At 31.0% G+C, this 26,128-nt stretch carries 25 protein-coding genes and 1 pseudogene; 17 read left to right on the top strand and 9 right to left on the bottom strand.

Translation table 11 applies throughout. The annotated features are described in order from the left end of the window. Nucleotides 1-24: 24 nt before the first annotated feature. Nucleotides 25-1,068: a rod shape-determining protein gene (locus CKCE_RS02560; protein ID WP_015238764.1), complete on the bottom strand. Its 1,044-nt coding sequence runs from the start codon at nucleotides 1,066-1,068 to the stop codon at nucleotides 25-27. A 187-nt stretch (nucleotides 1,069-1,255) separates the two neighbouring features. Here CKCE_RS02560 and gatC point away from each other — a divergent pair, with 187 nt between their 5' ends. The 3 genes from gatC to gatB are packed head-to-tail and all read left to right on the top strand — an operon-like array spanning nucleotide 1,256 to nucleotide 4,548. Then, nucleotides 1,256-1,564 (top strand): Asp-tRNA(Asn)/Glu-tRNA(Gln) amidotransferase subunit GatC, encoded by a 309-nt coding sequence (gene gatC, locus CKCE_RS02565; protein WP_015238765.1) that lies wholly within the window; start codon nucleotides 1,256-1,258, stop codon nucleotides 1,562-1,564. A gap of 2 nt (nucleotides 1,565-1,566) precedes the next feature. Further along, entirely contained in the window at nucleotides 1,567-3,093 is a 1,527-nt protein-coding gene (gene gatA, locus CKCE_RS02570) for an Asp-tRNA(Asn)/Glu-tRNA(Gln) amidotransferase subunit GatA (RefSeq protein WP_015238766.1), read from the top strand. Nucleotides 3,094-3,102: 9 nt separating this feature from the next. Then, nucleotides 3,103-4,548, top strand: coding sequence for an Asp-tRNA(Asn)/Glu-tRNA(Gln) amidotransferase subunit GatB (gene gatB, locus CKCE_RS02575; protein WP_015238767.1), 1,446 nt, complete (start codon nucleotides 3,103-3,105; stop codon nucleotides 4,546-4,548). A 12-nt stretch (nucleotides 4,549-4,560) separates the two neighbouring features. On the opposite strand, the gene pyrE is transcribed toward gatB, so the two are convergent. Next, nucleotides 4,561-5,238 (bottom strand): orotate phosphoribosyltransferase, encoded by a 678-nt coding sequence (gene pyrE / locus CKCE_RS02580; RefSeq protein WP_015238768.1) that lies wholly within the window; start codon nucleotides 5,236-5,238, stop codon nucleotides 4,561-4,563. Nucleotides 5,239-5,341: 103 nt separating this feature from the next. Between pyrE and CKCE_RS02585 the strand changes: the two genes are divergently transcribed. The 5 genes from CKCE_RS02585 to CKCE_RS02605 all read left to right on the top strand — a co-directional run bounded on the left by CKCE_RS02585 (nucleotide 5,342) and on the right by CKCE_RS02605 (nucleotide 10,629). Continuing rightward, a complete protein-coding gene (locus tag CKCE_RS02585; RefSeq protein ID WP_015238769.1) occupies nucleotides 5,342-6,127 on the top strand; it encodes an exodeoxyribonuclease III in 786 nt (261 codons plus the stop codon). Between the two features lie 161 nt (nucleotides 6,128-6,288). After that, entirely contained in the window at nucleotides 6,289-6,924 is a 636-nt protein-coding gene (locus CKCE_RS02590; RefSeq protein WP_015238770.1) for a LysE/ArgO family amino acid transporter, read from the top strand. Nucleotides 6,925-6,973: 49 nt separating this feature from the next. Further along, nucleotides 6,974-7,696: a uracil-DNA glycosylase gene (locus tag CKCE_RS02595; RefSeq protein WP_015238771.1), complete on the top strand. Its 723-nt coding sequence runs from the start codon at nucleotides 6,974-6,976 to the stop codon at nucleotides 7,694-7,696. Nucleotides 7,697-7,993: 297 nt separating this feature from the next. After that, entirely contained in the window at nucleotides 7,994-9,397 is a 1,404-nt protein-coding gene (locus tag CKCE_RS02600; RefSeq protein ID WP_015238772.1) for a DEAD/DEAH box helicase, read from the top strand. A 17-nt stretch (nucleotides 9,398-9,414) separates the two neighbouring features. Then, nucleotides 9,415-10,629, top strand: coding sequence for a class I SAM-dependent methyltransferase (locus tag CKCE_RS02605; protein ID WP_015389187.1), 1,215 nt, complete (start codon nucleotides 9,415-9,417; stop codon nucleotides 10,627-10,629). Here CKCE_RS02605 and CKCE_RS02610 read toward each other — a convergent pair. Continuing rightward, the gene (locus CKCE_RS02610; RefSeq protein ID WP_015238774.1) at nucleotides 10,606-11,703 is read right to left on the bottom strand and encodes a tRNA nucleotidyltransferase/poly(A) polymerase-related protein; all 1,098 of its coding nucleotides are present in this window, start codon (nucleotides 11,701-11,703) and stop codon (nucleotides 10,606-10,608) included. The two genes, CKCE_RS02605 and CKCE_RS02610, sit on opposite strands and share 24 nt — an antisense overlap. An 83-nt stretch (nucleotides 11,704-11,786) precedes the next feature. On the opposite strand from CKCE_RS02610, the gene CKCE_RS02615 reads away from it, so the two are divergent. Then, complete coding sequence (locus tag CKCE_RS02615; protein WP_015238775.1) at nucleotides 11,787-12,425, top strand: 5-formyltetrahydrofolate cyclo-ligase; 639 nt, start codon at nucleotides 11,787-11,789, stop codon at nucleotides 12,423-12,425. A gap of 79 nt (nucleotides 12,426-12,504) precedes the next feature. Here the strand turns inward: CKCE_RS02615 and CKCE_RS02620 are convergent, their stop codons facing one another. Both CKCE_RS02620 and metK read right to left on the bottom strand, forming a co-directional pair. Continuing rightward, nucleotides 12,505-12,708: a DUF1289 domain-containing protein gene (locus CKCE_RS02620; protein WP_015389188.1), complete on the bottom strand. Its 204-nt coding sequence runs from the start codon at nucleotides 12,706-12,708 to the stop codon at nucleotides 12,505-12,507. Between the two features lie 34 nt (nucleotides 12,709-12,742). Beyond that, entirely contained in the window at nucleotides 12,743-13,900 is a 1,158-nt protein-coding gene (metK, locus tag CKCE_RS02625; RefSeq protein WP_015238776.1) for a methionine adenosyltransferase, read from the bottom strand. Between the two features lie 391 nt (nucleotides 13,901-14,291). On the opposite strand from metK, the pseudogene dapF reads away from it, so the two are divergent. The 6 genes and pseudogenes from dapF to hslU all read left to right on the top strand — a co-directional run bounded on the left by dapF (nucleotide 14,292) and on the right by hslU (nucleotide 19,870). Further along, nucleotides 14,292-15,181 (top strand): annotated as a pseudogene (gene dapF / locus CKCE_RS02630) (diaminopimelate epimerase). 58 nt (nucleotides 15,182-15,239) lie between these two features. Then, nucleotides 15,240-16,181 (top strand): tyrosine recombinase XerC, encoded by a 942-nt coding sequence (locus tag CKCE_RS02635; RefSeq protein ID WP_041572053.1) that lies wholly within the window; start codon nucleotides 15,240-15,242, stop codon nucleotides 16,179-16,181. Between the two features lie 180 nt (nucleotides 16,182-16,361). Then, a complete protein-coding gene (locus CKCE_RS02640) occupies nucleotides 16,362-17,378 on the top strand; it encodes a CobW family GTP-binding protein (protein ID WP_041572055.1) in 1,017 nt (338 codons plus the stop codon). Between the two features lie 67 nt (nucleotides 17,379-17,445). Beyond that, nucleotides 17,446-17,910, top strand: a complete 465-nt coding sequence (gene dksA / locus CKCE_RS02645) for an RNA polymerase-binding protein DksA (RefSeq protein WP_015238781.1) — start codon at nucleotides 17,446-17,448, stop codon at nucleotides 17,908-17,910. A 44-nt stretch (nucleotides 17,911-17,954) separates the two neighbouring features. Next, on the top strand, nucleotides 17,955-18,488 hold the full coding sequence (gene hslV / locus CKCE_RS02650) for an ATP-dependent protease subunit HslV (RefSeq protein WP_015389192.1): 534 nt from the start codon (nucleotides 17,955-17,957) through the stop codon (nucleotides 18,486-18,488). Between the two features lie 38 nt (nucleotides 18,489-18,526). Beyond that, nucleotides 18,527-19,870 (top strand): ATP-dependent protease ATPase subunit HslU, encoded by a 1,344-nt coding sequence (gene hslU, locus CKCE_RS02655; RefSeq protein ID WP_015238783.1) that lies wholly within the window; start codon nucleotides 18,527-18,529, stop codon nucleotides 19,868-19,870. A 75-nt stretch (nucleotides 19,871-19,945) separates the two neighbouring features. Here the strand turns inward: hslU and CKCE_RS02660 are convergent, their stop codons facing one another. The 3 genes from CKCE_RS02660 to CKCE_RS02670 form a co-directional block, all read right to left on the bottom strand. Continuing rightward, the gene (locus CKCE_RS02660) at nucleotides 19,946-20,206 is read right to left on the bottom strand and encodes a YbeD family protein (RefSeq protein WP_015389193.1); all 261 of its coding nucleotides are present in this window, start codon (nucleotides 20,204-20,206) and stop codon (nucleotides 19,946-19,948) included. A gap of 9 nt (nucleotides 20,207-20,215) precedes the next feature. Beyond that, the gene (locus CKCE_RS02665; protein WP_015238784.1) at nucleotides 20,216-21,454 is read right to left on the bottom strand and encodes a D-alanyl-D-alanine carboxypeptidase family protein; all 1,239 of its coding nucleotides are present in this window, start codon (nucleotides 21,452-21,454) and stop codon (nucleotides 20,216-20,218) included. A 119-nt stretch (nucleotides 21,455-21,573) separates the two neighbouring features. Further along, on the bottom strand, nucleotides 21,574-22,224 hold the full coding sequence (locus CKCE_RS02670) for an alpha/beta hydrolase (RefSeq protein ID WP_015238785.1): 651 nt from the start codon (nucleotides 22,222-22,224) through the stop codon (nucleotides 21,574-21,576). 264 nt (nucleotides 22,225-22,488) lie between these two features. Here CKCE_RS02670 and CKCE_RS02675 point away from each other — a divergent pair, with 264 nt between their 5' ends. Then, nucleotides 22,489-23,301, top strand: a complete 813-nt coding sequence (locus CKCE_RS02675; protein WP_225968699.1) for a biotin--[acetyl-CoA-carboxylase] ligase — start codon at nucleotides 22,489-22,491, stop codon at nucleotides 23,299-23,301. Next, entirely contained in the window at nucleotides 23,285-24,082 is a 798-nt protein-coding gene (locus CKCE_RS02680; RefSeq protein ID WP_015238787.1) for a type III pantothenate kinase, read from the top strand. The genes CKCE_RS02675 and CKCE_RS02680 overlap by 17 nt, the downstream gene beginning before the upstream one ends. A gap of 222 nt (nucleotides 24,083-24,304) precedes the next feature. Here the strand turns inward: CKCE_RS02680 and aspS are convergent, their stop codons facing one another. Further along, entirely contained in the window at nucleotides 24,305-26,089 is a 1,785-nt protein-coding gene (gene aspS, locus CKCE_RS02685) for an aspartate--tRNA ligase (RefSeq protein WP_015238788.1), read from the bottom strand. Nucleotides 26,090-26,128 lie beyond the last annotated feature (39 nt).

Below are 26,128 nucleotides of genomic sequence, written 5' to 3' on the forward strand. Positions count from 1 at the left end.
TTATTACAATAAATATAAAAATCTTCAATCGTTGATAAAAATAGAACCAAGCTTTTCTAAATGTTCTAATGCCTCGCCACAACCTCGTACTACACAGGTTAAAGGATCGTCTGCAACTACTACAGGCAAACCAGTTTCTTCTTGCAAGAGACGATCTAGATCTCTTAGTAAAGCGCCTCCGCCCGTAAGCGATATACCTTTATCTGTAATATCAGCACCTAGTTCAGGAGGAGTTTGCTCTAAAGCAATTTTAACTGCTGAAACTATTTGATTTAAAGGATCTGTAAGAGATTCTAGAATTTCACCAGAAGATACTGTAAACCCTCTAGGAACACCTTCCGCTAAATTTCTACCTTTTACTTCTATTTCTTTTACATCAGAACCAGGAAAAGCAGAACCTATACTTTTCTTAATAAGTTCAGCTGTAGGTTCCCCTATCAACATACCATAATTACGTCTTATATAATTTACTATGGACTCATCAAATTTGTCACCGCCAACTCTCACAGAGCCTTTATAAACCATACCTCCAAGAGAGATTACAGCAACTTCAGTTGTCCCTCCACCTATATCTACAACCATAGAACCACTAGCATCTGAAACAGATAAACCTGCACCGATAGCAGCAGCCATAGGCTCTTCTATTAAATAAACATGAGATGCACCTGCTCCTAAAGCAGATTCTCTGATAGCTCTCCTCTCTACCTGAGTAGATCCACATGGAACACAAACAATAATTCTTGGACTTGGAGCAAGCATATTACGTGGATGTACCATCCTAATAAACTGCTTAAGCATCTGTTCTGTTACAGTAAAATCTGCTATAACCCCATCTTTCATAGGACGTATTGCTTCGATATTCCCTGGCACCCTACCAAGCATTTGTTTAGCCTCATGTCCTACAGCTTGAATAATCTTCTTACCATGAGGGCCTCCATCATGTCTAATTGCAACTACAGATGGCTCATCAAGAACAATACCTTTACCTCTAACATAAATAAGAGTATTAGCCGTTCCTAAATCTATTGCCATATCACTGGAAAAATAACTGCGCAAAAAACCAAACATCTTAACTCAGCTTAAAAATAATTTCTTAAAATTTTATCAAACTATTAAAATATAAATTTATAATACTTACGTAATATGCTATAAGCTATTATAATTTTCAATAGTAGGATAAACTGTTTTTATATTAAACAACTGCCAAAACATAATTGCAAAACATCATTGAACATTCTAACACATACATTTTTTTATGGCTCTTAATAAAATAGATATTAATAATATTGCCACTATTTCTAGAATTGAAATCACAAAAGAAGAAATTGGAATATTTGAAAAAGAACTAAATAAAGTTATCAAAATAATTGAGAAAGTACAAGATATAAAGATAGATGATATAGAACCTTTAGTAAGTCCAATTTCTATAATAGATACTTTTAATAAGCATTTACGTGAAGACATAAACCCTCAAACATGTTCTCAAGAATTTATGGAAACAATTATTCACAATTCACCAGAATTTGAAAACAATCTATTTATAGTACCGAAAATTATTGAATAATCATGACAAAAAAACCACTACATACACAATTTGATGGAATAAATGAATTACGCGATGCAATCTTAAAAAAAGATATTAGTGTATTAGAAATTACAAAAAGTGCTCTAGAAAAAGCCAAGGATTTAGAATATCTCAATATATTTTTGCATTTAGATGAAGAACTGACATTGCAACAAGCTAAGGAAGCAGATAAAAATTCTTCAGATTCATCAAAAATATTAACTGGAATACCTATAGCTCACAAAGATAATATTGCAACAAAGCAATGGCATACAACTGCAGGCAGCAAAATGTTAGAAAATTACATTAGTCCATTTAATGCTACTGTAGTTGATAAATTAAAAGAATTTGGAAGTATCTCATTAGGCAAGTTGAATTGTGATGAATTTGGCATGGGTTCAAACAATGAAAACTCTGCTTATGGACCAGTCAAGAACCCTTGGGATATTAGAATAACGCCTGGAGGATCTTCTGGAGGTTCTGCTGCAGCTGTTGCCGCACGCATAGTTATGGCATCAACAGGTACAGATACAGGTGGGTCAATAAGAATGCCTGCTGCACTGTGTGGAGTTTGCGGGATAAAACCAACTTATGGAACTGTTTCAAGATACGGCGTTATAGCATTTGCTTCTAGCCTTGATCAAGTTGGAGTTTTTGCTAACAGTAGCTTAGATTTATTAGAAATACTAAACACTATTAGCGATTATGATCATAAAGATTCTACAAGTATTAAAAAATATTGCTCAGAAGAAATAAAAACTGGTTGGATAAAAAAATCTTTTAATAATACCAAAAATTCTTTCAGAAAGAATTCTAGCTCTCCGTTAAAAGACATAAGGATAGGCATCCCAAAAGAATTTTTTGACATGCCAATAGATGAAGATATATTAAAAACAACTAAAGAAGCAATACATACATTCGAAAAGCTTGGTGCAGATATAATAAACATATCTATACCACATACAGAAATTGCAATACCAACTTATTATGTAATAGCTTCAGCAGAAGCATCTAGCAATCTAGCTCGTTACGATGGTGTTCACTATGGTTATAGAACATCAACATTTAAAAACATAGAAGAAATGATCTCTCGCTCTAGAGCAGAAGGTTTTGGAAATGAAGTTAAGATCCGCACATTGCTTGGAAATTATTTGTTATCTAAAAATAATTATGAACAATTTTATTTAAAAGCTCAAAAAATAAGAAGAATCATACTTAATAGCTTCCAAAAAATATTTCATACTGAATGTGATCTTATCATGGGTCCTGTGACCATGAAAAATACCAAAAAAATTGGAATAAAAAATATAAATGATACAGACTGGCTAGATGACATATACACAGTAAGTGCTAACTTGGCAGGGTTACCAGCAATGTCAATACCTTGCGGGTTTAACAAAAGTGATGACTCACATCCTATCGGCTTACAAATTATTGGCAACTATTTTTCAGAACCTCTTATGATAGCAATATCAGATTGTTATCAACAAAATACTAATTGGCATAAAAAATTACCAGATAACATATAGGATACGCAAATGAACTCCAAATGGGAAACAACGATAGGTATTGAAACCCATGTGCAACTCTTAACAAAAACAAAGATATTTTCTAGTAGCAATTGCTCTTTTGGTGAAAAACCCAACCAAAATACCAACGAGATAGATATAGCATTACCTGGTAGCTTACCTGTTGCTAACATAGAAGCTATAAAGTGCGCCATAAAATTTGGTTTAGCAGTAAATGCAAAGATATCTTGTGATTCAAGATTTGATAGAAAACACTATTTTTATCCTGATTTACCAAAAGGATACCAAACAAGTCAATTCCATAAGCCAATTTTACAAGGTGGAAATATCTGTTTTTATGAAGATGATATAAAGAAAACAATAAATCTTGTAGAGGCACATTTAGAAGAGGATGCTGGGAAATTAATACATCAATCATTCTCAACTGGCATCGATTTAAATAGAGCAGGAATGCCCTTATTAGAAATAGTAACACATCCAGAAATCTGCTCAGCACAAGAAGCTGTTGCTTACGCAAAAACATTGCATAACTTAGTCGTTTGGCTTGGTATATGTGATGGTAATATGCAAGAAGGATCATTTCGTTGTGATGCAAACGTATCTGTAAAACTAAAAAATACAAAAGAACTTGGAACAAGGACAGAAATTAAAAATATAAACTCTTTTAAATTTCTAGAAAAAGCAATATTATTTGAATCTAAAAGACAAATTAACTTGTTAGAACAGAATAAATTAGTTATACAAGAAACTAGGTTATATGATTCTGAGAAGAATGAAACTAGAAGCATGCGCAACAAAGAAGACGCAATAGATTATAGATACATGCCTGACCCCGATTTACCTGTCATATACATAACACCAGAATTAATAGAAACAACAAGAAAAAACTTACCAGAATTACCTGATAATAAAAGGATAAGATTCGAGAAAGAATACAACTTAACAAAATCTGATGCATCACAATTATCAAGCAGCATAAATATAGCTAATTATTTCGAATCAATAGTATCTCAACTTCCAAAAGGCAATGAAAAAATAGTAGCTAACTGGATGATTGGCGACCTAAATGCATTTATGAATAAATATAATAAAACTATAGAAGAAATACCCATAGAAGCAAAAACTATAGCTACTATGATAGAAAAAATAATAGATGGTACGTTGTCAAATAAAAATGCAAAAGATGTATTTGAAATATTATGGAATAATGAAAAAAGCAATATTGACGATATTATAGAGAAAAATGGACTAAAGCAAATAAATGATGACAGTATTATTATTGATATAATAAACTCTATTTTAGCCAATAATAGAAATATAGTAGAAGATTATAAATCTGGCAAAGAAAAAGCTTTCAACTCACTAATAGGAAAGATTATGAAAGAAAGCAAAGGGAGAGCTAATTCCTCACAAATACGTGAACTACTTAAACAACAGCTCTGCAAAATTAATTAAAATATTATGAAATTAACCTATACCATATAATGATCTATATTTAGCTACTTTTTCAGCATGTTCTGCGAAATCTTGATGTTTTTGTACTAAACTTAGTATGTTTTCGAGAGAAGCTATGCTAAGAACAGGCAAACCATACTTACTAGATATGTTATTTGAAGCAGAAGTTGTTGCCTCTGAAACACTAGAGATTAAATTTGGTTTTTCCATTCTATCTAAAGCTACTATTACAGCAACTGGCTCTGCTCCTTCAGCATGAATGATCTCTATAGACTCATTCACAGAAATACCTGAGGTTATTACATCATCTATAATAACAACTTTGCCATGAAGTGACGCTCCTATTAGTCTACCTTTTTCGCCATGATTCTTAGCCTCCTTACGATTAAAAGCAAATGGGACTTTTTCATGTATACACCTATCACTTAAAATCATAGATGTTGATATAACTAAAGGTATACCCTTATAAGCAGGGCCAAAGAGCATATCAAATTCTATGCTTGATTTTTGCAAAATATTAGCATAAAACTCCGCTAATTTTGCTATGGATTTTCCATTATTAAATAAACCTATATTAAAAAAATATGGACTTATTCTATCTGATTTGGTTTTAAAATCTCCAAATTTTAAAGCACCTACATCTAATGCAAATTTAACAAAATCTAAAGCCTGATGCTCATCAATAACCATATAAATCCCTTTTTATGTTAAGCAAAAAAATTCATAAACTATTAATATTATTGTAATAATACATACATATTATCTTATGTGCATTCTAACTGGAAACCAAATTGTGTTAAGAATAACCTCTATAAATGTCAACGGAATAAGATCTGCAATTAAAAAAAAGTTCCTAGATTGGCTATACAATAAAAACCCTGATATTGTTTGTTTGCAAGAAATCAGAATTGCCTCTCATGATATAAAAAATGAATTGCTTAATCCTCTAGGATTCAAAGGGTTTTTCTATCCAGCGCAAAAAAATGGTTATAGCGGTGTAGGTATATATACAAAAAAACAACCCATGAAAATAACTAGAGGGTTAGAAGATAAAAATATTGATTCAGAAGGTAGAGTCATAAGAATAGACTGGGAAAAAATTTCGATCATAAATGTTTATTTCCCATCTGGTTCAAATGATGAAAGACAAAAAGCGAAATTAATTTTCTTACAAAAGTTCGAATTATATTTAAAAGAAATTTACTCTGAATCCATACTATCTAAACGCAATTTACTAATATGTGGTGATTGGAATATAGCACACACACAAATGGACATAAAAAACTGGAAAAATAATCTTAATAAACCTGGATTTCTTCCTGAAGAAAGAAATTGGCTCTCTGAAATTATAAATAATTATAATCTGGTAGATGTTTTTAGAAAACTACATCCTCATCAAGAGCAATACACTTGGTGGAGTAATAGAGCAAGATCATGGGAAAGAAATGTTGGATGGAGAATAGACTATCAAATGGCAAACAATTCTTTAGCAAATCTTGCAATCTCCTCTGAAATTTATATGGAAACAAGGTTCAGCGATCATGCACCACTAACAATAGACTATAAAACTGAAATTTAATTGTTATATTAAAAATTACGTGATATATTTCCATCATCTGTAATTATCTAAATTAATGTTTACAAAACTATTGTAATAACAAACCTTTATTGTATAGTACAAATCTTTTTAGATCTTGTTACTTGCTAATATTGTTAATAATATTTTTTTGAAGTTTTAAAATGCTAACTTCATTTTTTTCATCTATTACTTTCCAAGCTTGGTTTAATGGACTTTTAACAGGACTTGGATTGTTTGCAGTAGTAGGAGCTCAGAGTGCTTTTATAATCCGCCAAGGATTAATGCGTTCTCATATAATGACAATTATAATAGTTTGTTGTCTAACAGATGCTATTTTTATTTTTGCTAGTGTAATAGGATTAAAAGAATTAATATTACTTGCTCCTTGGTTTAAAGATTTCATCCTTATACTAGGAATAATTTTCTTATTATGTTATTCATGGAAATCTGCAAAAAAAGCATTTAAAAAATCTTCTAATATAGAATCTACAAATTATATAATATATTCAAAACAATCTGTAATATTAACGACTTTAGGATTTAGTTTATTAAATCCGCATTTTTGGCTAGATATGATCTTAATTGGATCATTGGCCAACGTATATGAAAATGCTAGTATGGCATATGCTTTTGGTTCTTTAACTGCTAGCATATTATGGCTTAATCTTTTAGGATTGGGAGCAAGATTATGTGCTCCTATATTCTCCAAACCAAAGGCTTGGAGAATATTAGATGGAACTATTGCCATTATTATGATAGTGATGGTTATTCTTCTACTCAGACAATATATGAGTTAGTAATTTGATATATAGTTTTTAATATTTAAATATACATCTTCATTAATTTATGAGTAATAAACTAATTAAAAAAACACTATATAAAGATTTTAATAATCTAAATCCAATCTGGAAAAACTGTTTTTTGCAAAACAAACTTGAACAAAGTTTTAAAGAAATTTTCAGTTATGTTGAATCAGAAATAGATAAGGGTGTTACAATATATCCAGCAAATCCTTTTAGATCACTATATAATATAAAAAATTTATCAGAAATTAATGTTGTTATATTAGGACAAGATCCTTATCATAATGAAGGACAAGCTGATGGTTTGGCTTTTTCTGTTCCAGCTAATTGCACAATTCCGCCTAGCCTTAGGAATATCAACAAAGAACTGAAGCAAGAGTATAATAATGATTTAGAAACAGCAAAAGATCTATCATTCTGGGCAATGCAAGGAGTATTGTTATTAAATACTATTTTAACAGTGGAGCATGGCAAAGCAATGTCTCACGCTAATAAAGGATGGGAGTTAATAACAGATACAATTATAAAATTAATCGCAACCAATAACTCACCAAAAGCATTTTTATTATGGGGTCTCGCTGCACAAAAAAAAACAAATCTAATTACAAATAACGTTCATCTAATATTAAAATCTAATCACCCATCTCCATTATCTGCTTATAGGAAACCATTTCCTTTTATAGGATGTAATCATTTTATAAAAACAAATGAGTGGCTGATTTCACAAAAAAGAAAACCAATCACATGGCTAATACCTAAAAAATGAAATATTACTGTTTGCTTTTACATAATTTTCATGATAAAGTGAACAGATTAGAGATAATGTCCAATCTAATATTTTTTGGAAATTATCAAACTTCGGTAGCTCTGAAAATATATAATATCTAAGTTTTACTTAAATATTATCATCGATTATCTGACCTCCTTTAGCCTTGTAAGTTATAAAATACACCGTAACGAACGGTTGATGGGTCGGCACGATATTGTTACCCTTTCAACTGTCAGTAAATAGTTTTGTTCACATCTATTTACTGATGTAACTATGTATTAGCAAGGAAAATAAATGTCTTTTGAAAATCTTGGTCTAAACGCAAATATACTAAATGCAATCAAAGCCACAGGGTTCGAATCACCTACACCAGTACAACAAGCAACAATTCCTAAAGCTATACTGAAACAAGATCTAGTTGTTTCAGCACAGACTGGTAGTGGCAAAACTGCTGCTTTCATGCTACCAATCTTACAGCATTTGTCAGAAAAGAAAGCTCAGAATACATCCATACAAGTATTAGTGCTAACTCCCACAAGAGAATTAGCTATGCAAATTACTAAAGCAGCCTCTGTTTATGGAAGTAATCTTCATTGGTTACGAGTAGCTACAATAGTTGGCGGCATGCCATATAAGGCTCAAATCAAAGCTTTATCCAAAAGAATTGATATTCTAGTAGCTACTCCTGGTAGATTGATTGACCAAATGCAATCTGGCAGAGTAGATTTGAAGAATGTCCATACCCTAGTTTTAGATGAAGCTGATAGAATGTTGGATATGGGATTTATAGATGATATACAAACGATAGTTGCTGAATTACCTAAAGAAAAACAAACAATGCTATTCTCCGCCACAATAGATAATAGCATTATGAATCTGGCTAAACAAATGATGAATAACCCAGAGAGAATTAGCCTAAATAACAATAAACAAAGTCATAATAATATTGAACAAAAATTAATTTATGTGGATGATTATAAGCATAAAATAAAAATTCTCCAGCATTTATTAGGCAATGAAAATCTTGACCAGGCAATCGTTTTCACTTCAACAAAGAGAGGTGCTGATGATTTATCTAACCATTTGTCAGATAATGGATTTGCTGTTGCTGCTCTTCATGGTGATATGAACCAAAGACAAAGAACAAGGACTCTATCACAGTTGCAAAAAAAACAATTGCAAATATTAATAGCTACTGATGTAGCTGCTAGAGGGATAGATATTCAAGGTATTAGCCATGCTATTAATTTTGACTTGCCAATGCAAGCGGAAGATTATGTTCATCGCATAGGTAGAACAGGCAGAGCTGGTCGCAATGGGGAAGCCCTGACTCTTGCATCACATTCAGAAAAACATAAGGTTCGAAGAATAGAAAACTACATCGGCAAAAATATTAATATAGAAGTAATAATTGGTTTAGAGTCTACAAATACCTTTAAGAAAAACATCAAGGAAAGCAAACCTAGAAGTTATAGTTATAAAACTGATAACAATAAAAAAACTAGATCCTATAGTAATAAGACAGCTAAACCATCATTTAGTGACAGAGCTAGAGAAGATAGACTATCTACCTCTAAGACCAATAATGATAACAAAAAGAGAAGTGGCATAAACTTTACAAAAAAAACGTCATCCTCTCCCAAAGTGGTAAGAAACAAAGGATTTGCTCCATATAGAGAACATTCCAATAATTTATAAAAAATATACTCTGATTAATGCAAAGTACAATTTATTGTTTACTAGACTCATTAGATGAAAACTCCAAACAACAACTTCATCTAATGCAGTCCTATTTGGTTGAACAAATAAAACAATCTAGAAATTGTATAATACCCTTTGAATCATGGATGGATAAAGCGTTATATACTCCTAATCTAGGTTACTATTCATCCAAAAATAAAATTTTTAGTTCTAAACATCAAGAATCGATGAAATATCCACTAGGAGATTTCATCACAGCACCTGAATTAACATCAATATTTGCAAAAACATTATCCATACAAATAGCTGAAGTTCTAAAAAAAACCAATACAAATAAAATTCTCGAATTTGGAGCAGGCACAGGTAAATTATCTTTTGATCTAATAACAGAATTAGATAATATGGGCATCAAAGTAGAATATGAGATCATAGAAATATCTGATCATCTTACATTTTTACAAAAAAAAACTTTAGAGCCATTTATAAAACAGGTAAAGTGGCTGAAAAACATGCCATATGACTTCAATGGTTGTGTAATAGCAAATGAACTTATAGATGCTATGCCAGTAAAACTATTTCAATGGGATGAACATAATTGTTTGTTAGAAAAATACGTTGGAATAAACAATAAAGAAGAGTTTACTTTGTTGAATAAAGCTGCTGATAATCAATTAGCAGATATTGTATCTAGTAGAATGAAACCAATACCAGGATATTCATCAGAAATCAACCTAATTGGAGAAACTTGGCTCACAAGCATTATAAAAAATATTACAAATGGTGTAGTATTTATAATAGATTATGGTTTCCCACAGGAAGAATTATATCACCCTCAAAGATATACAGGAACATTGATGTGTCATTTGCATCATATGGCTTACTCAGACCCATTTATTGCTCCAGGCATACAAGATATAACAACTCATGTTAACTTTACAGCATTAGCAGCAGTAGCTTTAAAAGAAAAATCTGAGATTCTAGGATATACCTCTCTAGCCAGATTTTTACTAAACTGTAACATACTAAAAATAATAGAACAAATGGATATGTCTTCTACCAGCAAACAAATTGAAATACTAGGTCCGATTCAAAAATTATTATCAGAAAATGAAATGGGGGAATTATTCAAGGTACTAGCTATAGGGATAAACTGGAAAGAAAATGATAAATTAGTTGGATTTGCAAGCAGAGATAGATCAGAAAAATTAATTACCACTCTGAAAAACTAATAATCTAGCTTTCCTGACTAAATCTTTGCGTTTCCTTTGATCAGATTCAATCAAATAATCTCCTAAATTAATATTTAAGACATTCTCTAATCTAGACAAAATATCATGCACATCAATCTTTAATATTAGTTCACAAGATTTTAATAAATCTATAAAACGATCATATCTTCTAAATGCATCACATTTTTCTAAAATTAAAAATTTTTCACTTAAAGAAGTATTATTCTCTAATATCTTTAAAATATATGGCAATAAATCTGCATAATTTTTACACATAGATTGAACAGCCAAACGCCTACTTAATAAAGATCTATCTACTGTATCCATACATAGAAAAGCATATCTTGTATACAAATCTATTTCATCTGGAATGTTTTTTAAAAAATTATTTACACGACTAGATAAAATTAGTTCAGGCATAATTAGATCTAGCGCCTCTACTTGCTTTAGAAAATTAAACATATTTATAGGTGTTTTCGTCATAAGTCCTTTAGAAATTTCTTTCCAAATACGTTCTTTACTCAAAGAAATTAACTCTCCATTTTTTGTCATTATTTTACAAAAATCCATGGTATCTTTAGCAATGCTGAACTTATCAAATTTTGCACTAAAACGAGCTAACCTAATTAGTCTAAGAGGATCTTCTCTAAAAGACGAACTTACATGACGCAAAATACCACATCTAATATCTCTAAGGCCGTTAAAAGGATCAATAATCTCTCTATTTATACAATCATAAGCAATAGCATTTATAGTAAGGTCTCTCCTAAATAAATCATCCTTGAGAGTAATATAAGAACCAACATTAAATTCAAAACCTTGATGTCCAATGGCGATCTTATATTCTGTTCTTGCCAAAGCGTACTCTTCCTTAGTTATTGGATGCAAAAAAACAGGAAAATTTTTACCAACTTTCTTAAAGCCTCTGTTTTCCATTTCTTCTGGACTAGACCCAACCACAACCCAATCTCTATCTTCTTGTTGATGCAAACCCAATAGTTTATCTCTCACAGCACCACCAACAATATAAAACTTCAAACCTTTTGTAAACGAGTCTTCTTTTATATCAAACATTTCTTTTAGAATTTAATATCTTGTATCATTTAGATTTATATAGGTAAAAACCTATAAGCTAAAAATAACATTAGGAACATAAAATGACAACATTAGAAAATAAACATAATAATCTTTCTAAAATAATAAGATCAAATTTGATACAAATAAGATCTAAATTATCAAAAGATGAAATGCAAATTGGGAGTAAAAAAATAGAATCATTACTATTGAAATGGATATCCTCAATCACGAATAATATACATTTAAAAACACATACTGATAAAATAAATCTTGCCGGATTTTGGCCATTAAAATATGAACCTTGTCTTATAGATTTTTTACATATATGTTCATCAAATCAAAAATTAAATATCTGTTTACCTACAATAGAAAAAATAGATCATCCTCTTTCATTTAAACTATGGAAAACAGAAACAATTATGAAAACAGGAAAGTTTAATATTTTAGAGCCATTATCTACCAAATACCTAATACCAAACATAATACTAATACCAACATTAGGCTTCACCAAAAATGGAGATAGAATAGGATATGGAAAAGGTTATTATGACAGAACATTATCAAACCTAATGGAGAACGGACAGAAATTTATTTCTATAGGAATATCTTGGGAATGTGGCTTAATCACAGATATCGCTTATAAAGCAGCTCCACATGATATACCATTAGATGCTATTCTAACAACAAAAGGATGGGAAAAAGAACTGCAATTAACTTAAAAAATCAGCTTCCCATTAGAATATCTACACATATAATTCCAACATAACATTAACAGAAGATTCTTACAAAACAGATATTTCAGCGTTTTGGATAACCTTGTTTTCTAATTCTATTCCATATTTCTACCTTTTGTTTATCGGTAAATGACACCCAATGAGAAACCTCATAAGCAGTCCTGCCACAACCTTTACAAATATCATCAAACAAGGTTGAACAAACTGCTATACAAGGAGAATCTGAAATCAAAGACACACTATCAAACTGATTTTTTTTATAAGACATGGCTTGTATGATGATGCATATATAAAACTACATACTATAAACTATCTCTAAAAATAGCAGTTTGATCAATATTTTCCCAAGTAAACTCTGGTTCTGAACGACCAAAGTGTCCATAAGTAGCTGTTTTAGAATATATAGGCCTTTGCAATTTTAATAAATTAATAATACTCTTTGGGCGCAAATCAAAATTATCACAAACTAGTCTAGACAATTTCTGATTAGGCATAATATATGCATCACCTGTATAAACACTAACATTTATTGGTTCAGCTATGCCTATAGCATAACTAATTTGGACTTGGCATTTTCTTGTTATTCCAGATGCAACTATATTTTTTGCAATATATCTTGCCATATATGAAGCAGATCTATCTACTTTAGATGGATCCTTTCCTGAGAAGGCCCCTCCTCCATGAGGACATGCTCCACCATAAGTATCAACAATAATTTTACGACCTGTTATCCCGCAATCTCCTTTAGGTCCACCTATAACAAAACGACCAGTAGGATTGACTAAGAATTTTGTTCTATTATTAATCAATTTATCAGGAAAAGATGGTTTGATAATCTCTTCTATCACAGCTTCTCTCAAATTATTTATTTCTATATCTTTAGAATGCTGTGTAGAAAAAACAATAGTATCTACTTCAACTGCCTTGCCATCTATATAACGAAAAGTTACCTGTGATTTTGCATCTGGCCTTAGCCATGGTAATCTCCCGTCTCTTCTAAGCTCGCTTTGTCTTTGTACTAATCTATGAGAATACCATATTGGAGCAGGCATAAAATCAGGAGTATCATCACAAGCATAACCAAACATCAATCCCTGATCACCAGCTCCTTGATTTAATTCCTCCTCTGCAAATAATCCAATAGCAATATCAGGAGACTGCTGGTTATAAGCCAAAAGAATATGGCAATTTCTATAATCCATTCCATCATCAATATCTTTATAGCCGATATTCTTAATAGAATTACGCGCTATATCTATATAATCAACATTCGCATCAGCAGAAATTTCACCAGTTAAAACAACTATATTGTTACCGCATAAAGTTTCTGCAGCGACACGAGCATCGGGATCCTGAACTAAAATTTCATCCAATATTGCATCAGAAATCTGATCAGCAACTTTATCAGGATGTCCTTCAGAAACAGATTCTGATGTAAACAAAAAATCTTCACTAATCACAAAAAATCCTTCTAAATTTCTATCTTTTATTTAATTTGGTACTAATTATATTACTAATATGTAGGGCTTTAGATAATAACAATAATCATTATTATTATGTAGAAAAAAACAAATTTTTAAATTTATATTAATCTAGAAGTATCATATATCTAAAAAATTTTTAAATAGAAATTACTATAATAAAAAGACTACATCATATAGACTAATTCTGATAAAAATCATAAATTTACAAACAAAGTTACTTAAATAAGAATCAACATAAAATATTACGATAGTTTATATAATGCCTGAAATACCAAATCTAAAAAATACACTTGAAATTTGCATAACATGTATTATATAAATGGCATTACTAGATAATAACAATTTAAAATATTAAATAAGGTTTAATATGACACATCTAAATTTTACCAAAATGCATGGCATTGGTAACGATTTTATAGTGATAGACTGCATAAATCAAAGTTTCAAGATGACAACAAAAATTGCAAGATCTATCGCTGACCGCCATTTTGGCATTGGAGCAGACCAAATCCTACTAATAGAAAAAACTGCTCTACCCAATGCTGATTTTAAATACAGAATATTTAATTCTGATGGCAATGAAGTGGAGAATTGTGGTAATGGGGCGCGCTGCTTTGTTAAATTCATACATCAAAAAAAATTAGTAATAAAAATCCTATTGTAGCAGAAATAAAAAATGGATTAATTAGCCTTAATGAAAACTCTGATGGTTCTGTAACTGTCAATATGGGGAAGCCTTCTTTTGAATATAAAAGTCTACCATTTAACACCGACAACTTAACTTATACTACAAAGTCATTAGAAAAAATATGGGCAATAGAAACTGAAAATAATGGAATAGTCCTCTTGTCTGTATTATCTATATCAAATCCACATGCCGTGATAGAAGTAGATAATATCAATACAGATTTAGTATCTATAATTGGACCAGTCATAGAATCACATAATAGATTTCCTAATAAAGTAAATGTTGGTTTTATGCAAATAAAAGATTCCAACCATATCCTTTTACGTGTTTATGAACGTGGAGCGGGAGAAACCTTAGCTTGTGGAACTGGAGCATGTGCAGCAGTTGTATCTGGAATAAGAAGAGGATTGCTTCACTCACCTGTTAATGTACAGACTAAAGGAGGATCAATATCAATAAATTGGGATGGTGGAGATATTAAAATGACAGGACCTGCAAGTTTTGTATTCGATGGCAAAATAGAGTTAGATAAACTATTAAGAGAATCTGTTGCTACAACTCTACTATAAACACCACAATATCCTTCTATAATTGTATGGCTTATAAAAATAGTGAAATAAAAAAACGATAGAACAATGGTTACTGTACTTAAGTGCAAACTTGAGGTATTCAAAAAATACTATTGAGAATTATAGAAGGGACATTACACAATTATGTAGGATGCTTGAATTAGAAGATTTGGACATAAAAGATCTGAATTCAGAATTAGCAAGAAAATTTATATCAAAAAAATATTCTTTAGGCCTAGGTGCTAGAGGACTAGGAAGAATGATATCATCATGGAAAAATTTTTATAGATGGTATTCTCTGCAAATACAAACAAATCTAACTCCACTCAATGATATAAAAACTCCTAAGCCAACAAAAGAGCTACCAAAATCTATCTCGGTAGATCAAATGAAATCTTTATTAGATGGGAATTTAGATAAGATAAAGATAAAAAATGCAGATCCCATAATAATTAGAGATCAAGCCATATTAGAATTGTTTTATTCAAGTGGATTACGCTTATCAGAACTAATTTCCACAGACCTACAATATACAAAAAATAAGAATTATACATCTAAAAGCTGGCTTTATATGGATCGCGCTGAAATTATAGTTTTAGGAAAGGGTAATAAACAACGTATCTTGCCAATAGGCAAAACTGCTCTATTTAGTTTAAAAAAATGGATAGAGGTACGAGACAAATTTATATCAAATAAAACTAGAGAAGAAGATATTCCAGCCTTATTTTTAGGTATAAAAGGCCAAAGAATTTCACCTAGAGTAATACAAATTCAACTAAAAAAAATATCATTAAATATGAATATACCAGGCAGTATCTCACCTCATGCCATAAGACATAGTTTTGCTAGTCATTTACTACAATCATCCCAAGATTTAAGAGCTGTACAAGAACTTCTTGGACATAAAAGCATTACTACCACTCAAATATATACAAAACTAGACTTTCAACATTTATCCTCCATATATGACAAGACGCATCCAAGGGCAAAAAAATCATAAAACATCAAATAATATTGACGCAAGATTTTCTATAAAATATGCTTACACTTTTTAAACAAATTAAATAATTGCTATTAAAAAATATTAGTTATAAAGCAATAACAATGTAATTACTTTCAAACAAAACATGCTAATTACTGGTTAATAAGCAGTATGTGTATGTCAATTAGGAATATGTTTATGACTCCAGCAAAAAATTTACAAAGCATTATACCTGTAACAATTATTACAGGATTTCTAGGTGCTGGTAAAACAACCCTATTAAATAAAATTTTATCAACAAAACACGGGCTCAAATTAGCAGTAATAGAAAATGAATTTGGATCAGAAAATATAGATAATGAGATTCTTGTGCAAAATAATAATGAAGAAATCATAGAATTATCTAATGGTTGTGTGTGCTGTACAATACGAGGAGATATGGTAGAAACATTATCAAATCTTCATAAAAAACTACAAACAAACCAAATAAATTTTGATCGTGTAATAATTGAAACAACTGGATTAGCAGATCCAGGACCATTATGCCAGACTTTTTTTATAGATGACTATATTGCAAAGCATTATATGTTAGACGCAATAATAACATTAGTAGATGCTAAACATGCTCCAAAAACTCTTGATGAACAAATAGAATCTCAAAAACAAATAGGCTTTGCTGATGTCATATTAATTTCTAAATGTGATTTAGTTTCAGAAGAGGAATTGCTTAAATTACAAGATCGTTTAATTCATATAAATCCAAGAGCCTCTATCAAAAAATTATTATTAGACTCTATCGATATACCATCAATTCTTAATATAAGCGGTTTTAACTTAGATGACATATTAAATATAGACCCACAATTTTTAAATCAAGAACATCATGAATGCACAGAAAAATGCAGTCATCATCACGATGACATAGTTTCTTTCACATTTTACAGTGATAAACCATTTGATTCAGAAAAACTAGAAAAATTCTTATCACAAATATCACAAGAATTTGGTCCTGATATGTTGAGATATAAAGGCATTTTATATATAAAAGAATTAGATAACAGAATTCTTTTTCAAGGAGTACATATGCTCATGGGAGCAGAACCAGGGAAGCCCTGGAAGGGATCAGAAAAACCAAACACTAAAATGGTATTCATAGGAAGAAAACTGCCTAGAGAATTATTTATACATGGGTTAGAATTATGCACCGTAAAGTAAATAACAATAGCTTTAAATTTCTAATTCTATAGCAGGTGACAATGGTAACCTATGGTGGAGTATTTGTATGACAACAAATAAAACAGTCAATATAAAATCTAATGCTTTGACAAATAAAATAAACAGTTTTAGTGAAAAAGATATATTAAATATGCCTGAAGAAGCATATATGAATGAAATACAACTTGCTTTCTTTAAAAAAAAATTACAATCTTTAGAACAAGAAATTTTATTAAAAGCAGAGGCAACTACAGAATATCTTAGAGAAACACAATTTGTACCTGATCCAGCAGATCGTGCAACAATAGAAGAAGAGCACGCATTAGAATTAAAAAGTAGAGATAGAGAGAGGAAACTTTTAAAGAAAATACAAAAAGCTATAGAATTAATAAACAATGGCGAATATGGCTGGTGCGAAGAAACTGGAGAACCTATAGGAATACCTAGACTGCTAGCAAGACCTACAGCAACATTATCTATAGAAGCACAAGAGCGAAGAGAAATGCGTCAGAAATTATATGGAGAACAATGAAAAATATTTATTCATCTAGCCAAAAAATATAATAAGGATATTCAATGGAAAATTTTCACGCTACTACCATAGTATGTGTTAGAAGGAAAAACCAAGTGTCCATAGGGGGTGATGGACAAGTTACTATGGGTAATATAGTTATAAAGAGCACGGCAAAAAAGATACGTCGGTTATACAAGGATAAAATATTAACAGGATTTGCAGGAGCAACTGCTGATGCCTTTACTTTACAAGAACTATTTGAAACAAAACTAGAAAAATATTCAGGAAATCTTACTCGTTCCGCAGTAGAAATGACGAAAGAATGGCGTACTGATAAATTTCTTAGAAAATTAGAGGCCATGTTAATAGTTGCTGATGACACAAAAACTTTTATTCTTACAGGCAATGGAGATGTTTTAGAGCCAGAGGATGGTCTAGCTACAGTAGGCTCAGGAGGGCCTTATGCACATGCTTCTGCTTTAGCATTACTAAGAAATACTGAACTGTCTCCTAAAGAGATAGTAAAAAAGTCATTAGAAATAGCAAGCGATCTTTGTATTTATACAAATAATAATCATATTATTGAAACTTTATAGAACAAATATAATTTGCACAAAAAAGGAAATCACCTATTATGCTAACATCAGATCATAGCAGCATGACCCCTAAGGAAATTGTTAACCATTTAGACAAACATATCATTGGGCAAAACCGTGCAAAACGAGCTGTTGCTATAGCTCTAAGAAATCGCTGGCGTCGCCAACAAGTTGTCAAGGAATTACGTCAAGAAATACACCCCAAAAATATTCTTATGATTGGCCCAACTGGAGTTGGAAAAACAGAAATAGCTAGAAGACTTTCTAAACTATCTAATGCTCCATTCATAAAAATAGAAGCAACAAAGTTTACTGAAGTTGGTTATGTTGGCAGAGATGTTGATACTATAATCAGAGACTTGGTAGAAAAAGCTATTAAACAATCCAAAGAGAATGAAATAGACTCTGTAAGAACAATAGCAGAAGAAGCTGCTGAAGAGAGAATCTTAGATATATTAGTCCCTCCACCAAATAGGAAAGATGAGGAAGAAAAAATATTAGCAGATAACAATACTCGACAAACATTTAGAAAAAGATTAAGAGAAGGGAAACTTAACGAACTTGAAATAGAGATATCAGTTCCTGTATCTGTTTCACATTTTGATATAATGACTCCCCCTGGCATGGAAGAAATGGCTGATCAGCTAAAAAGCATATTTGCTGGTATTAGCCAGGATAAGAAAAAAAATAAAAAAATGAAAATCATAAATGCAATGAAAATTATGATTGAGGAAGAGGCTAATAAAAGAATCAATGATGAAGAAATAAAATCTAAAGCAATTACTAATGTAGAACAAAATGGCATAGTATTTCTAGACGAGATAGATAAAATAGCTAGTAAAAATGGATCTGATAATATTGAGGTATCTCGTCATGGTGTACAAAGAGATCTTCTCCCACTAGTAGAAGGGACTACTGTTAACACACGTTATGGGTCAATAAAAACAGATCATATATTGTTTATTGCATCAGGTGCTTTTCATTTATCAAAACCATCTGATCTAATTCCTGAATTACAAGGAAGATTCCCTATAAGAGTAGAATTAGACTCATTATCAACAGAAGATTTTGTGCATATACTAAGAGATACCGATGCTTCATTAACCAAACAATATCTTGCCCTCATGAAAACAGAAGGTATAGATATATTATTCACAGAAGATGGAATAAATAAAATTGCAGAAATAGCCTTTTATGTGAATGAAAAAAATGAGAATATAGGAGCAAGAAGATTATATACTGTAATGGAAAAACTTCTTGAAAATATTTCTTTCGAAGCCCCTTCTTTAAAAGAGAAAAATCTAAAAATAGATGCTAATTTTGTTGAAAAACAATTAGGAAACATAGTGTCAAAAGAAGATTTAGCATCTTTTATTCTATAATAATATAAAACTCTCTAAATATTTTTAAGACAGCTAGCGTTGTAAAATACACCCGCTAGCCATTGAAAAAACTAATCAGATAACAAATCTGACTAACGGAATATTATTCAATTCATTGTAAATTCTAGTGAAATACTCTCTTGAAGTTATATAAACATTTACAGTAATGCTAATATATTTTCTGGACTTACTAAAATTAATATCGACTTTGTCATCAAAGATAACACTCAAACCAGTTAATACTCTTATAATTTTTTGACTCAAATCGTCCTGATTACATCCTATTATCTTTATAGGAAAATAATCTGGATAATGACTGCTATCATCACTACACATATTATATTTCTACCTAAATAATGATTTGGAAGCTATCCATCTTTTCATATAATCTATAGATATTCCTACCAAACCAGCTTTATTTACGTTTTGCAATGAAACTATAGGTACAACTTTTAAAATATTATTATCAATAATAAACTGTAAGTTACCAACCAATTGACCTTTTTGCAAAGGAGCAATAAGCGGGTCTATACGTTCAACAATAAATTTTACATCAGACAAACGACTTCTTGGAACTGTCAACCAAACTTTCTCAATAGGACCTAGATTAACTTTATCTACAGTACCACCCCAAACCTTGGCCTTAATTTGACTTTCATCAGTTTGCTCACTGATAGAAACTGTATCAAAATTTTGAAAACCCCAATTTAATAACTTCAAACTTTCTTCTGTTCTGGTAGATTCACTATTAGCGCCCAGTAAAACAACCAACATCCGTCTATCTCCACGTATGGCTGTTGCAACAAGACAATATCCAGCAGAATCTGTATATCCTGTTTTTAAACCATCAACAGAACTATCAGACCACAACAATCTATTGCGATTAGTCTGTAAAATATTATTATATTTAAATTCTTTCTGTTTATAATAGTGTAGGAAACTTGAATGATCTTTAATCATTCTTACAGATAATAAAGATAGATCTCTTGCTGTTGTAATATGATTTGTTTCAGGCAAACCTGTGGAATTCATAAAATTACTATTATTCATACCAAGATATTTAGCCTCTTGATTCATGAGAGCTACAAAAGAATCTTCATCACCACTAACAGATTCTGCTAAAGCTATAGAAGCATCATTACCTGACTGAACTATCACTCCCTGTAATAACTCATGAACTGATACCCTAGTTTTAGGCTCTATAAACATCCTTGAACCACCAGTTTTCCATGCCTTATCTGATGGAACTACACTTTGCTCTAAATCCAACCGTTTATCATGCAAAGCATTAAATGCTAAATATGCTGTCATAATTTTTGTAAGAGACGCTGGCTCTAACCTCACATCAGGATTGTATGATGATAAAACTTGTTCACTATTAACATCAACTACAATCCATGACTTAGCTGCTATCTTAGGAACTGGTAACCTAGAAACCTGCACTACTGGTATGGCCAACTTATTAGCATCTCCAGAAATAGATATAACAGATGTATTATCATTCACCTCTATATTAGAGGAAAAAGATATACTATAGACAAAAAATGAAATAATAAAAAATGCTAATCTCAATAATAAATTCATCAGATAATTAACTTTAAAAATACAGCCTAATTTTTCAAAAAACTAAAACATAATTTAAAAATGTTTTAAATATATTTACATTACTACTAATTAAAAACTAATTTTATTACATTTTAATGTCAAATAATACTAGACTTGAGATAAATAGATACCATTTCGCGCAATAATAGTAATTTTCCATGAAAAAAATGAGAACAAGATGGAATCATAATAATTGGTATAGATTTCGGCCTAGCCCAATCCAACATTTCATCAAAAGGAACAATTTCATCTGTTTCACCATGAATTATTATGGTCTTATTTGGCAGATGGATTTCACTAAATTGAAAACGTTGTACGGCAGAGCCAATAAGCATTAAACATCTTATATTAGCAGACTTATTCTCATCATATAACTTTGAATATAATTGTGCAGCAACAGCAGATCCAAATGAAAATCCAGCAAGAAAACAAGGCAACTCAGAAAGCTCAGGATAAACATCAATAATTTGATGCATAAGAGCACTCATATCATGAGTCTCCCCTACCCCATTATCAAAAAAACCATCTGAATCACCAACACCTCTAAAATTAGGTCTGATTGCAACAATTCCTTGTCTTAGACACTCTCTAGAAATCGTAGTTATTACTTTATTATTACGATTGCCGCCATACAATGGATGAGGATGTAGTATCAAGGCCCAACCAAGAATTTTATGTTCAGGCCATTCAATTGCATAATCAACTGATCCAGCATAACCAATTAATTTCTTTGTTGTCTTAATTAGCATAAATATAAAAGTCCAAAAACGTTGTAATTTACATCAAAATGAAGATAAATTTACCATTTGATAAGTTTATCTCAACTTCATATGAGAGAATATCTTTTTTTCATTATCTTTCTAAGAAGTAAGTACATATAATAATTAAATATGATATTTCTTTCCAATTAGAAACTCTATACTGAATAAATAACAGTTAATATCATCTAATTCTTTAAACTTGTCATAATTTTTATCAAGATGGTTTACGTAGACATTTTAAATCGCAAAAATATGTTGCAAATTTTGAAAAAAAACTTACCGATGTTTCATGACATTGAATGGACTGAGTCAACAGATTCTACTAATACAAGCTTGATAAAAAAAATAAGAGGTAATGATATTAAAACGCCATATCTGGAAGGAACTAACAATCAACTTGCTGGTAGAGGAAGACAAGGGAAAAAATGGATTAGCAATAATAATGATCTCACATTTTCTTGTGCTTTTAATATTAAAATCAATCCTATTAATTTACCATCAATCGCTATTGTAGCAGGCATAAGCGCTTGTGAATCATTAAAAGAATTGGTCTATCATAATAATTCACATCTGTCACTAAAATGGCCAAATGACATCCAATGGGACAACAAAAAAATCTCTGGCATTCTAGTAGAAACAATTAAAAATCATAAAAGAGATAATTGTTACTTTGCAATTATAGGCATAGGTATTAATTTAAATAAAGCTATCGATAAGTCGACTGATCTTAATAGACCAATCACTGATTTCTCTGAAATAACCAATCAACACATTATTAAATGTGAAAAAACTATACAAATAATAACAACAATATCAAAGTCATGGTACAAGGACATATCTCTTTTGGAAAAGAGTGGTTTACAAGATTTCTATGAGCGATTCAAGAAAATTGATTATTTGTTTGGAAAAAGGATCAGGATTGAAAAAGAAGGTAAAACTATCCAAGATGGCATAGCAAATGGTATAGATGAATTTGGACATCTAACCTTGAAAACAATATCTGGTGTAAAATCAGTATATTCTGACAATATATCTATCAACTATAAAAATGATTGTTCTGATTGACTCTGGTAATAGCCGAATAAAAATTGGCTGGTTAGATTATAGAATGAGTGTCGCCCATCGTGAACCTCATGCCGCCATATTTGATAATTTAAATATAAAATCTCTTGGACAGTGGATTACTACATTACCAAAAACTCCAGTATATGCAATTGGATCTAATGTGGCAGGAAAACAAAGAGAATCCATCATTACTCATGAGTTAAATTCCGTTGGTTGTAAAATAAGATGGATATCTGCTGAAAAAAAACTATTAGGATTAACAAATAATTACGAACAACCATTATTGTTAGGATCTGATAGATGGGCATCCATGATAGGGGTCCTATCTAGACAAGCAAAAGAACATCCACCTCTTATTGTAGCTAGTTTTGGTACAGCAACCACTATAGACATCATAAGCCCTGACAATATATTTATAGAAGGTATTATACTGCCAGGAACTTTTATGATGAGACAAGCATTAACTAATGGCACGGCTAACCTACCCATGACTCGTGCAAATGCAACAAATTTTCCTACAGATACTGTAAAAGCAATAAATTCTGGCATCGTAGCAGCACAAACAGGAGCCTTATTACATCAATATAATGCAGCGTTTCATCATTATAAACAAGCACCAAAAATCTATGTTACTGGAGGAGTATGGCCAGAGTTAGAAACTGAGATTCGTACATTAATAGAGAAAAATAGATTACCTAATCAACAACCAGCAAAAATTGATTATTTAGATAGGCCTGTTTTGGATGGATTAGCATGTATAGCCAAATTAGATTCTAAATAGAATTAACATGGTTCCTATTACAAGGAATCCCATCCACCAAGTCAGAGATATAATGACGAACAACTCACTTACTTACCTCTTATGAAGTAGAATAAACCAATCAATATACTTCTACATAACTATCATCTGGTTGGATTTAATGCTGATATTATTTCTAATAACCAATATTTTTAACAACCAAGATGATTTCATAAAATGTACTTATTACATATAGTTCATAACTTATTTATCACAATTAATACTAATATGCAATTCTTCTAGCTGCTTATCTTCTATTGATGAAGGAGCATGTGTTAGCAAACACTGGGCTCTTTGTGTCTTTGGAAAAGCAATAACATCCCTAATAGACTCTGAAGAAGTTAATATAGCAACTAATCGATCTAAACCAAATGCGATACCTCCATGAGGAGGAGCCCCATATTGCAAAGCATCTAATAAAAAACCAAATCTAGCTTTAGCTGTTTCTTCTGTAAAATTTAGCGCTTTAAATACTTTCTTTTGTATCTCCTCTTTGTGAATACGAATAGATCCACCTCCTATTTCCCATCCATTTAAGACCATATCATATGCTTTAGAAACTACTTTATTATAAGATCCTTCTTCTAGGAAAACATCATGACCATCTTTAGGACTTGTAAACGGATGATGTATAGCCACATAACGTTTATCATGCTCATCATATTCAAACATAGGAAAGTCTACAACCCAAAGTGGTTTCCAGTCATTAACAAATAACCCATTATCCTTACCAAATTCGCTATTTCCTATTTTTAATCGCAAAGCTCCGAGTGCATCATATACAATCTTGCTTTTATCAGCGCCAAAAAAGATAATATCACCATCTTTAGCTCCAATTCTTTCTATTAATAGATTAAGAGCACTATCAGAGATATTTTTTATGATAGGTGATTGCATACCATCACGTCCATCATCAAGATTGGTAATCTTGATATAAGCCAACCCACGTGCTCCATATATAGCAACAAATTTAGTATAATTATCAATATCATTCCTAGAAATGGATGCACCACCAGGAACTCTTAGAGCAACAACTCTACCATTAGGATCTGAAGCAACAGAAGAAAATATTTTAAAATCAACATTTTTAACAATATCGGTAATATTTGTTAACTTCAAATTAATACGAAGATCAGGCTTATCTGAACCATAAGAATTCAAAGCTTCTTCCCATGAAATCACTGGAAATGGATCAGGTAAATCAATGTTCTTTAAATATTTAAATACATCTCTGATCATTTTTTCAAAAAGAGAACGAATTTCTTCCTCATTTATAAATGATAACTCACAATCAATTTGGGTAAATTCAGGCTGACGATCAGATCGTAAATCTTCATCACGAAAACACCTAGTAATTTGATAATACCTATCAAATCCAGAAACCATCAACATTTGTTTAAATAATTGCGGTGATTGTGGTAATGCAAAAAAATGACCATCATGAACACGTGAAGGTACTAAGTAATCACGTGCTCCTTCTGGAGTACTCTTTGTTAAAATAGGAGTTTCAATCTCTATAAATCCAGAATCATCTAAGAATTTTCTGACTAACTTAGAAACATAATACCTAGTTCTTAGATTAGTTTGCATAACAGGTCTTCGCAAATCTAAAACTCTATTAGAAAGTCTTGTTGTTTCTGATAAGTTAGTATCATCTAAATTAAAAGGCAATGATTTCGCTTGGTTAAAAATTTCTAATTTACCACAAACAATTTCTATATCACCTGATAATAAATCTGTATTTTTTGTTCCATCAGGTCGAAATCGGACAACACCCTCTATACTAATACAATATTCGTTACGTAGTGTTTCTGCTAAAGAAAAACAATCATTCTTGGGATCAAAAACTATTTGCATTAATCCTGTATGATCTCGCAAATCTATAAAGATTACCCCTCCATGATCACGACGCCGATGAACCCAACCATATAACACAATATTCTGACCAAGAAACTTATTAGAAACCTGACCAACATAGCAGTTACGCATTACAAAAACTCCATTTTATATTTACATTGACTTAAATAA

Source organism: Candidatus Kinetoplastibacterium crithidii (ex Angomonas deanei ATCC 30255), assembly GCF_000319225.1.
Taxonomy (GTDB): domain Bacteria; phylum Pseudomonadota; class Gammaproteobacteria; order Burkholderiales; family Burkholderiaceae_B; genus Kinetoplastidibacterium; species Kinetoplastidibacterium crithidii_B.

Bases quoted from the DNA above. Each gene is read 5' to 3' on its own strand.
- CKCE_RS02560 (WP_015238764.1), bottom strand. From the start codon at position 1,068: ATGTTTGGTTTTTTGCGCAGTTATTTTTCCAGTGATATGGCAATAGAT.
- gatC (WP_015238765.1), top strand. From the start codon at position 1,256: ATGGCTCTTAATAAAATAGATATTAATAATATTGCCACTATTTCTAGA.
- gatA (WP_015238766.1), top strand. From the start codon at position 1,567: ATGACAAAAAAACCACTACATACACAATTTGATGGAATAAATGAATTA.
- gatB (WP_015238767.1), top strand. From the start codon at position 3,103: ATGAACTCCAAATGGGAAACAACGATAGGTATTGAAACCCATGTGCAA.
- pyrE (WP_015238768.1), bottom strand. From the start codon at position 5,238: ATGGTTATTGATGAGCATCAGGCTTTAGATTTTGTTAAATTTGCATTA.
- CKCE_RS02590 (WP_015238770.1), top strand. From the start codon at position 6,289: ATGCTAACTTCATTTTTTTCATCTATTACTTTCCAAGCTTGGTTTAAT.
- CKCE_RS02595 (WP_015238771.1), top strand. From the start codon at position 6,974: ATGAGTAATAAACTAATTAAAAAAACACTATATAAAGATTTTAATAAT.
- CKCE_RS02600 (WP_015238772.1), top strand. From the start codon at position 7,994: ATGTCTTTTGAAAATCTTGGTCTAAACGCAAATATACTAAATGCAATC.
- CKCE_RS02605 (WP_015389187.1), top strand. From the start codon at position 9,415: ATGCAAAGTACAATTTATTGTTTACTAGACTCATTAGATGAAAACTCC.
- CKCE_RS02610 (WP_015238774.1), bottom strand. From the start codon at position 11,703: ATGTTTGATATAAAAGAAGACTCGTTTACAAAAGGTTTGAAGTTTTAT.
- CKCE_RS02615 (WP_015238775.1), top strand. From the start codon at position 11,787: ATGACAACATTAGAAAATAAACATAATAATCTTTCTAAAATAATAAGA.
- CKCE_RS02620 (WP_015389188.1), bottom strand. From the start codon at position 12,708: ATGTCTTATAAAAAAAATCAGTTTGATAGTGTGTCTTTGATTTCAGAT.
- CKCE_RS02640 (WP_041572055.1), top strand. From the start codon at position 16,362: ATGACTCCAGCAAAAAATTTACAAAGCATTATACCTGTAACAATTATT.
- dksA (WP_015238781.1), top strand. From the start codon at position 17,446: ATGACAACAAATAAAACAGTCAATATAAAATCTAATGCTTTGACAAAT.
- hslV (WP_015389192.1), top strand. From the start codon at position 17,955: ATGGAAAATTTTCACGCTACTACCATAGTATGTGTTAGAAGGAAAAAC.
- hslU (WP_015238783.1), top strand. From the start codon at position 18,527: ATGCTAACATCAGATCATAGCAGCATGACCCCTAAGGAAATTGTTAAC.
- CKCE_RS02660 (WP_015389193.1), bottom strand. From the start codon at position 20,206: ATGTGTAGTGATGATAGCAGTCATTATCCAGATTATTTTCCTATAAAG.
- CKCE_RS02665 (WP_015238784.1), bottom strand. From the start codon at position 21,454: ATGAATTTATTATTGAGATTAGCATTTTTTATTATTTCATTTTTTGTC.
- CKCE_RS02670 (WP_015238785.1), bottom strand. From the start codon at position 22,224: ATGCTAATTAAGACAACAAAGAAATTAATTGGTTATGCTGGATCAGTT.
- CKCE_RS02675 (WP_225968699.1), top strand. From the start codon at position 22,489: ATGTTGCAAATTTTGAAAAAAAACTTACCGATGTTTCATGACATTGAA.
- CKCE_RS02680 (WP_015238787.1), top strand. From the start codon at position 23,285: ATGATTGTTCTGATTGACTCTGGTAATAGCCGAATAAAAATTGGCTGG.
- aspS (WP_015238788.1), bottom strand. From the start codon at position 26,089: ATGCGTAACTGCTATGTTGGTCAGGTTTCTAATAAGTTTCTTGGTCAG.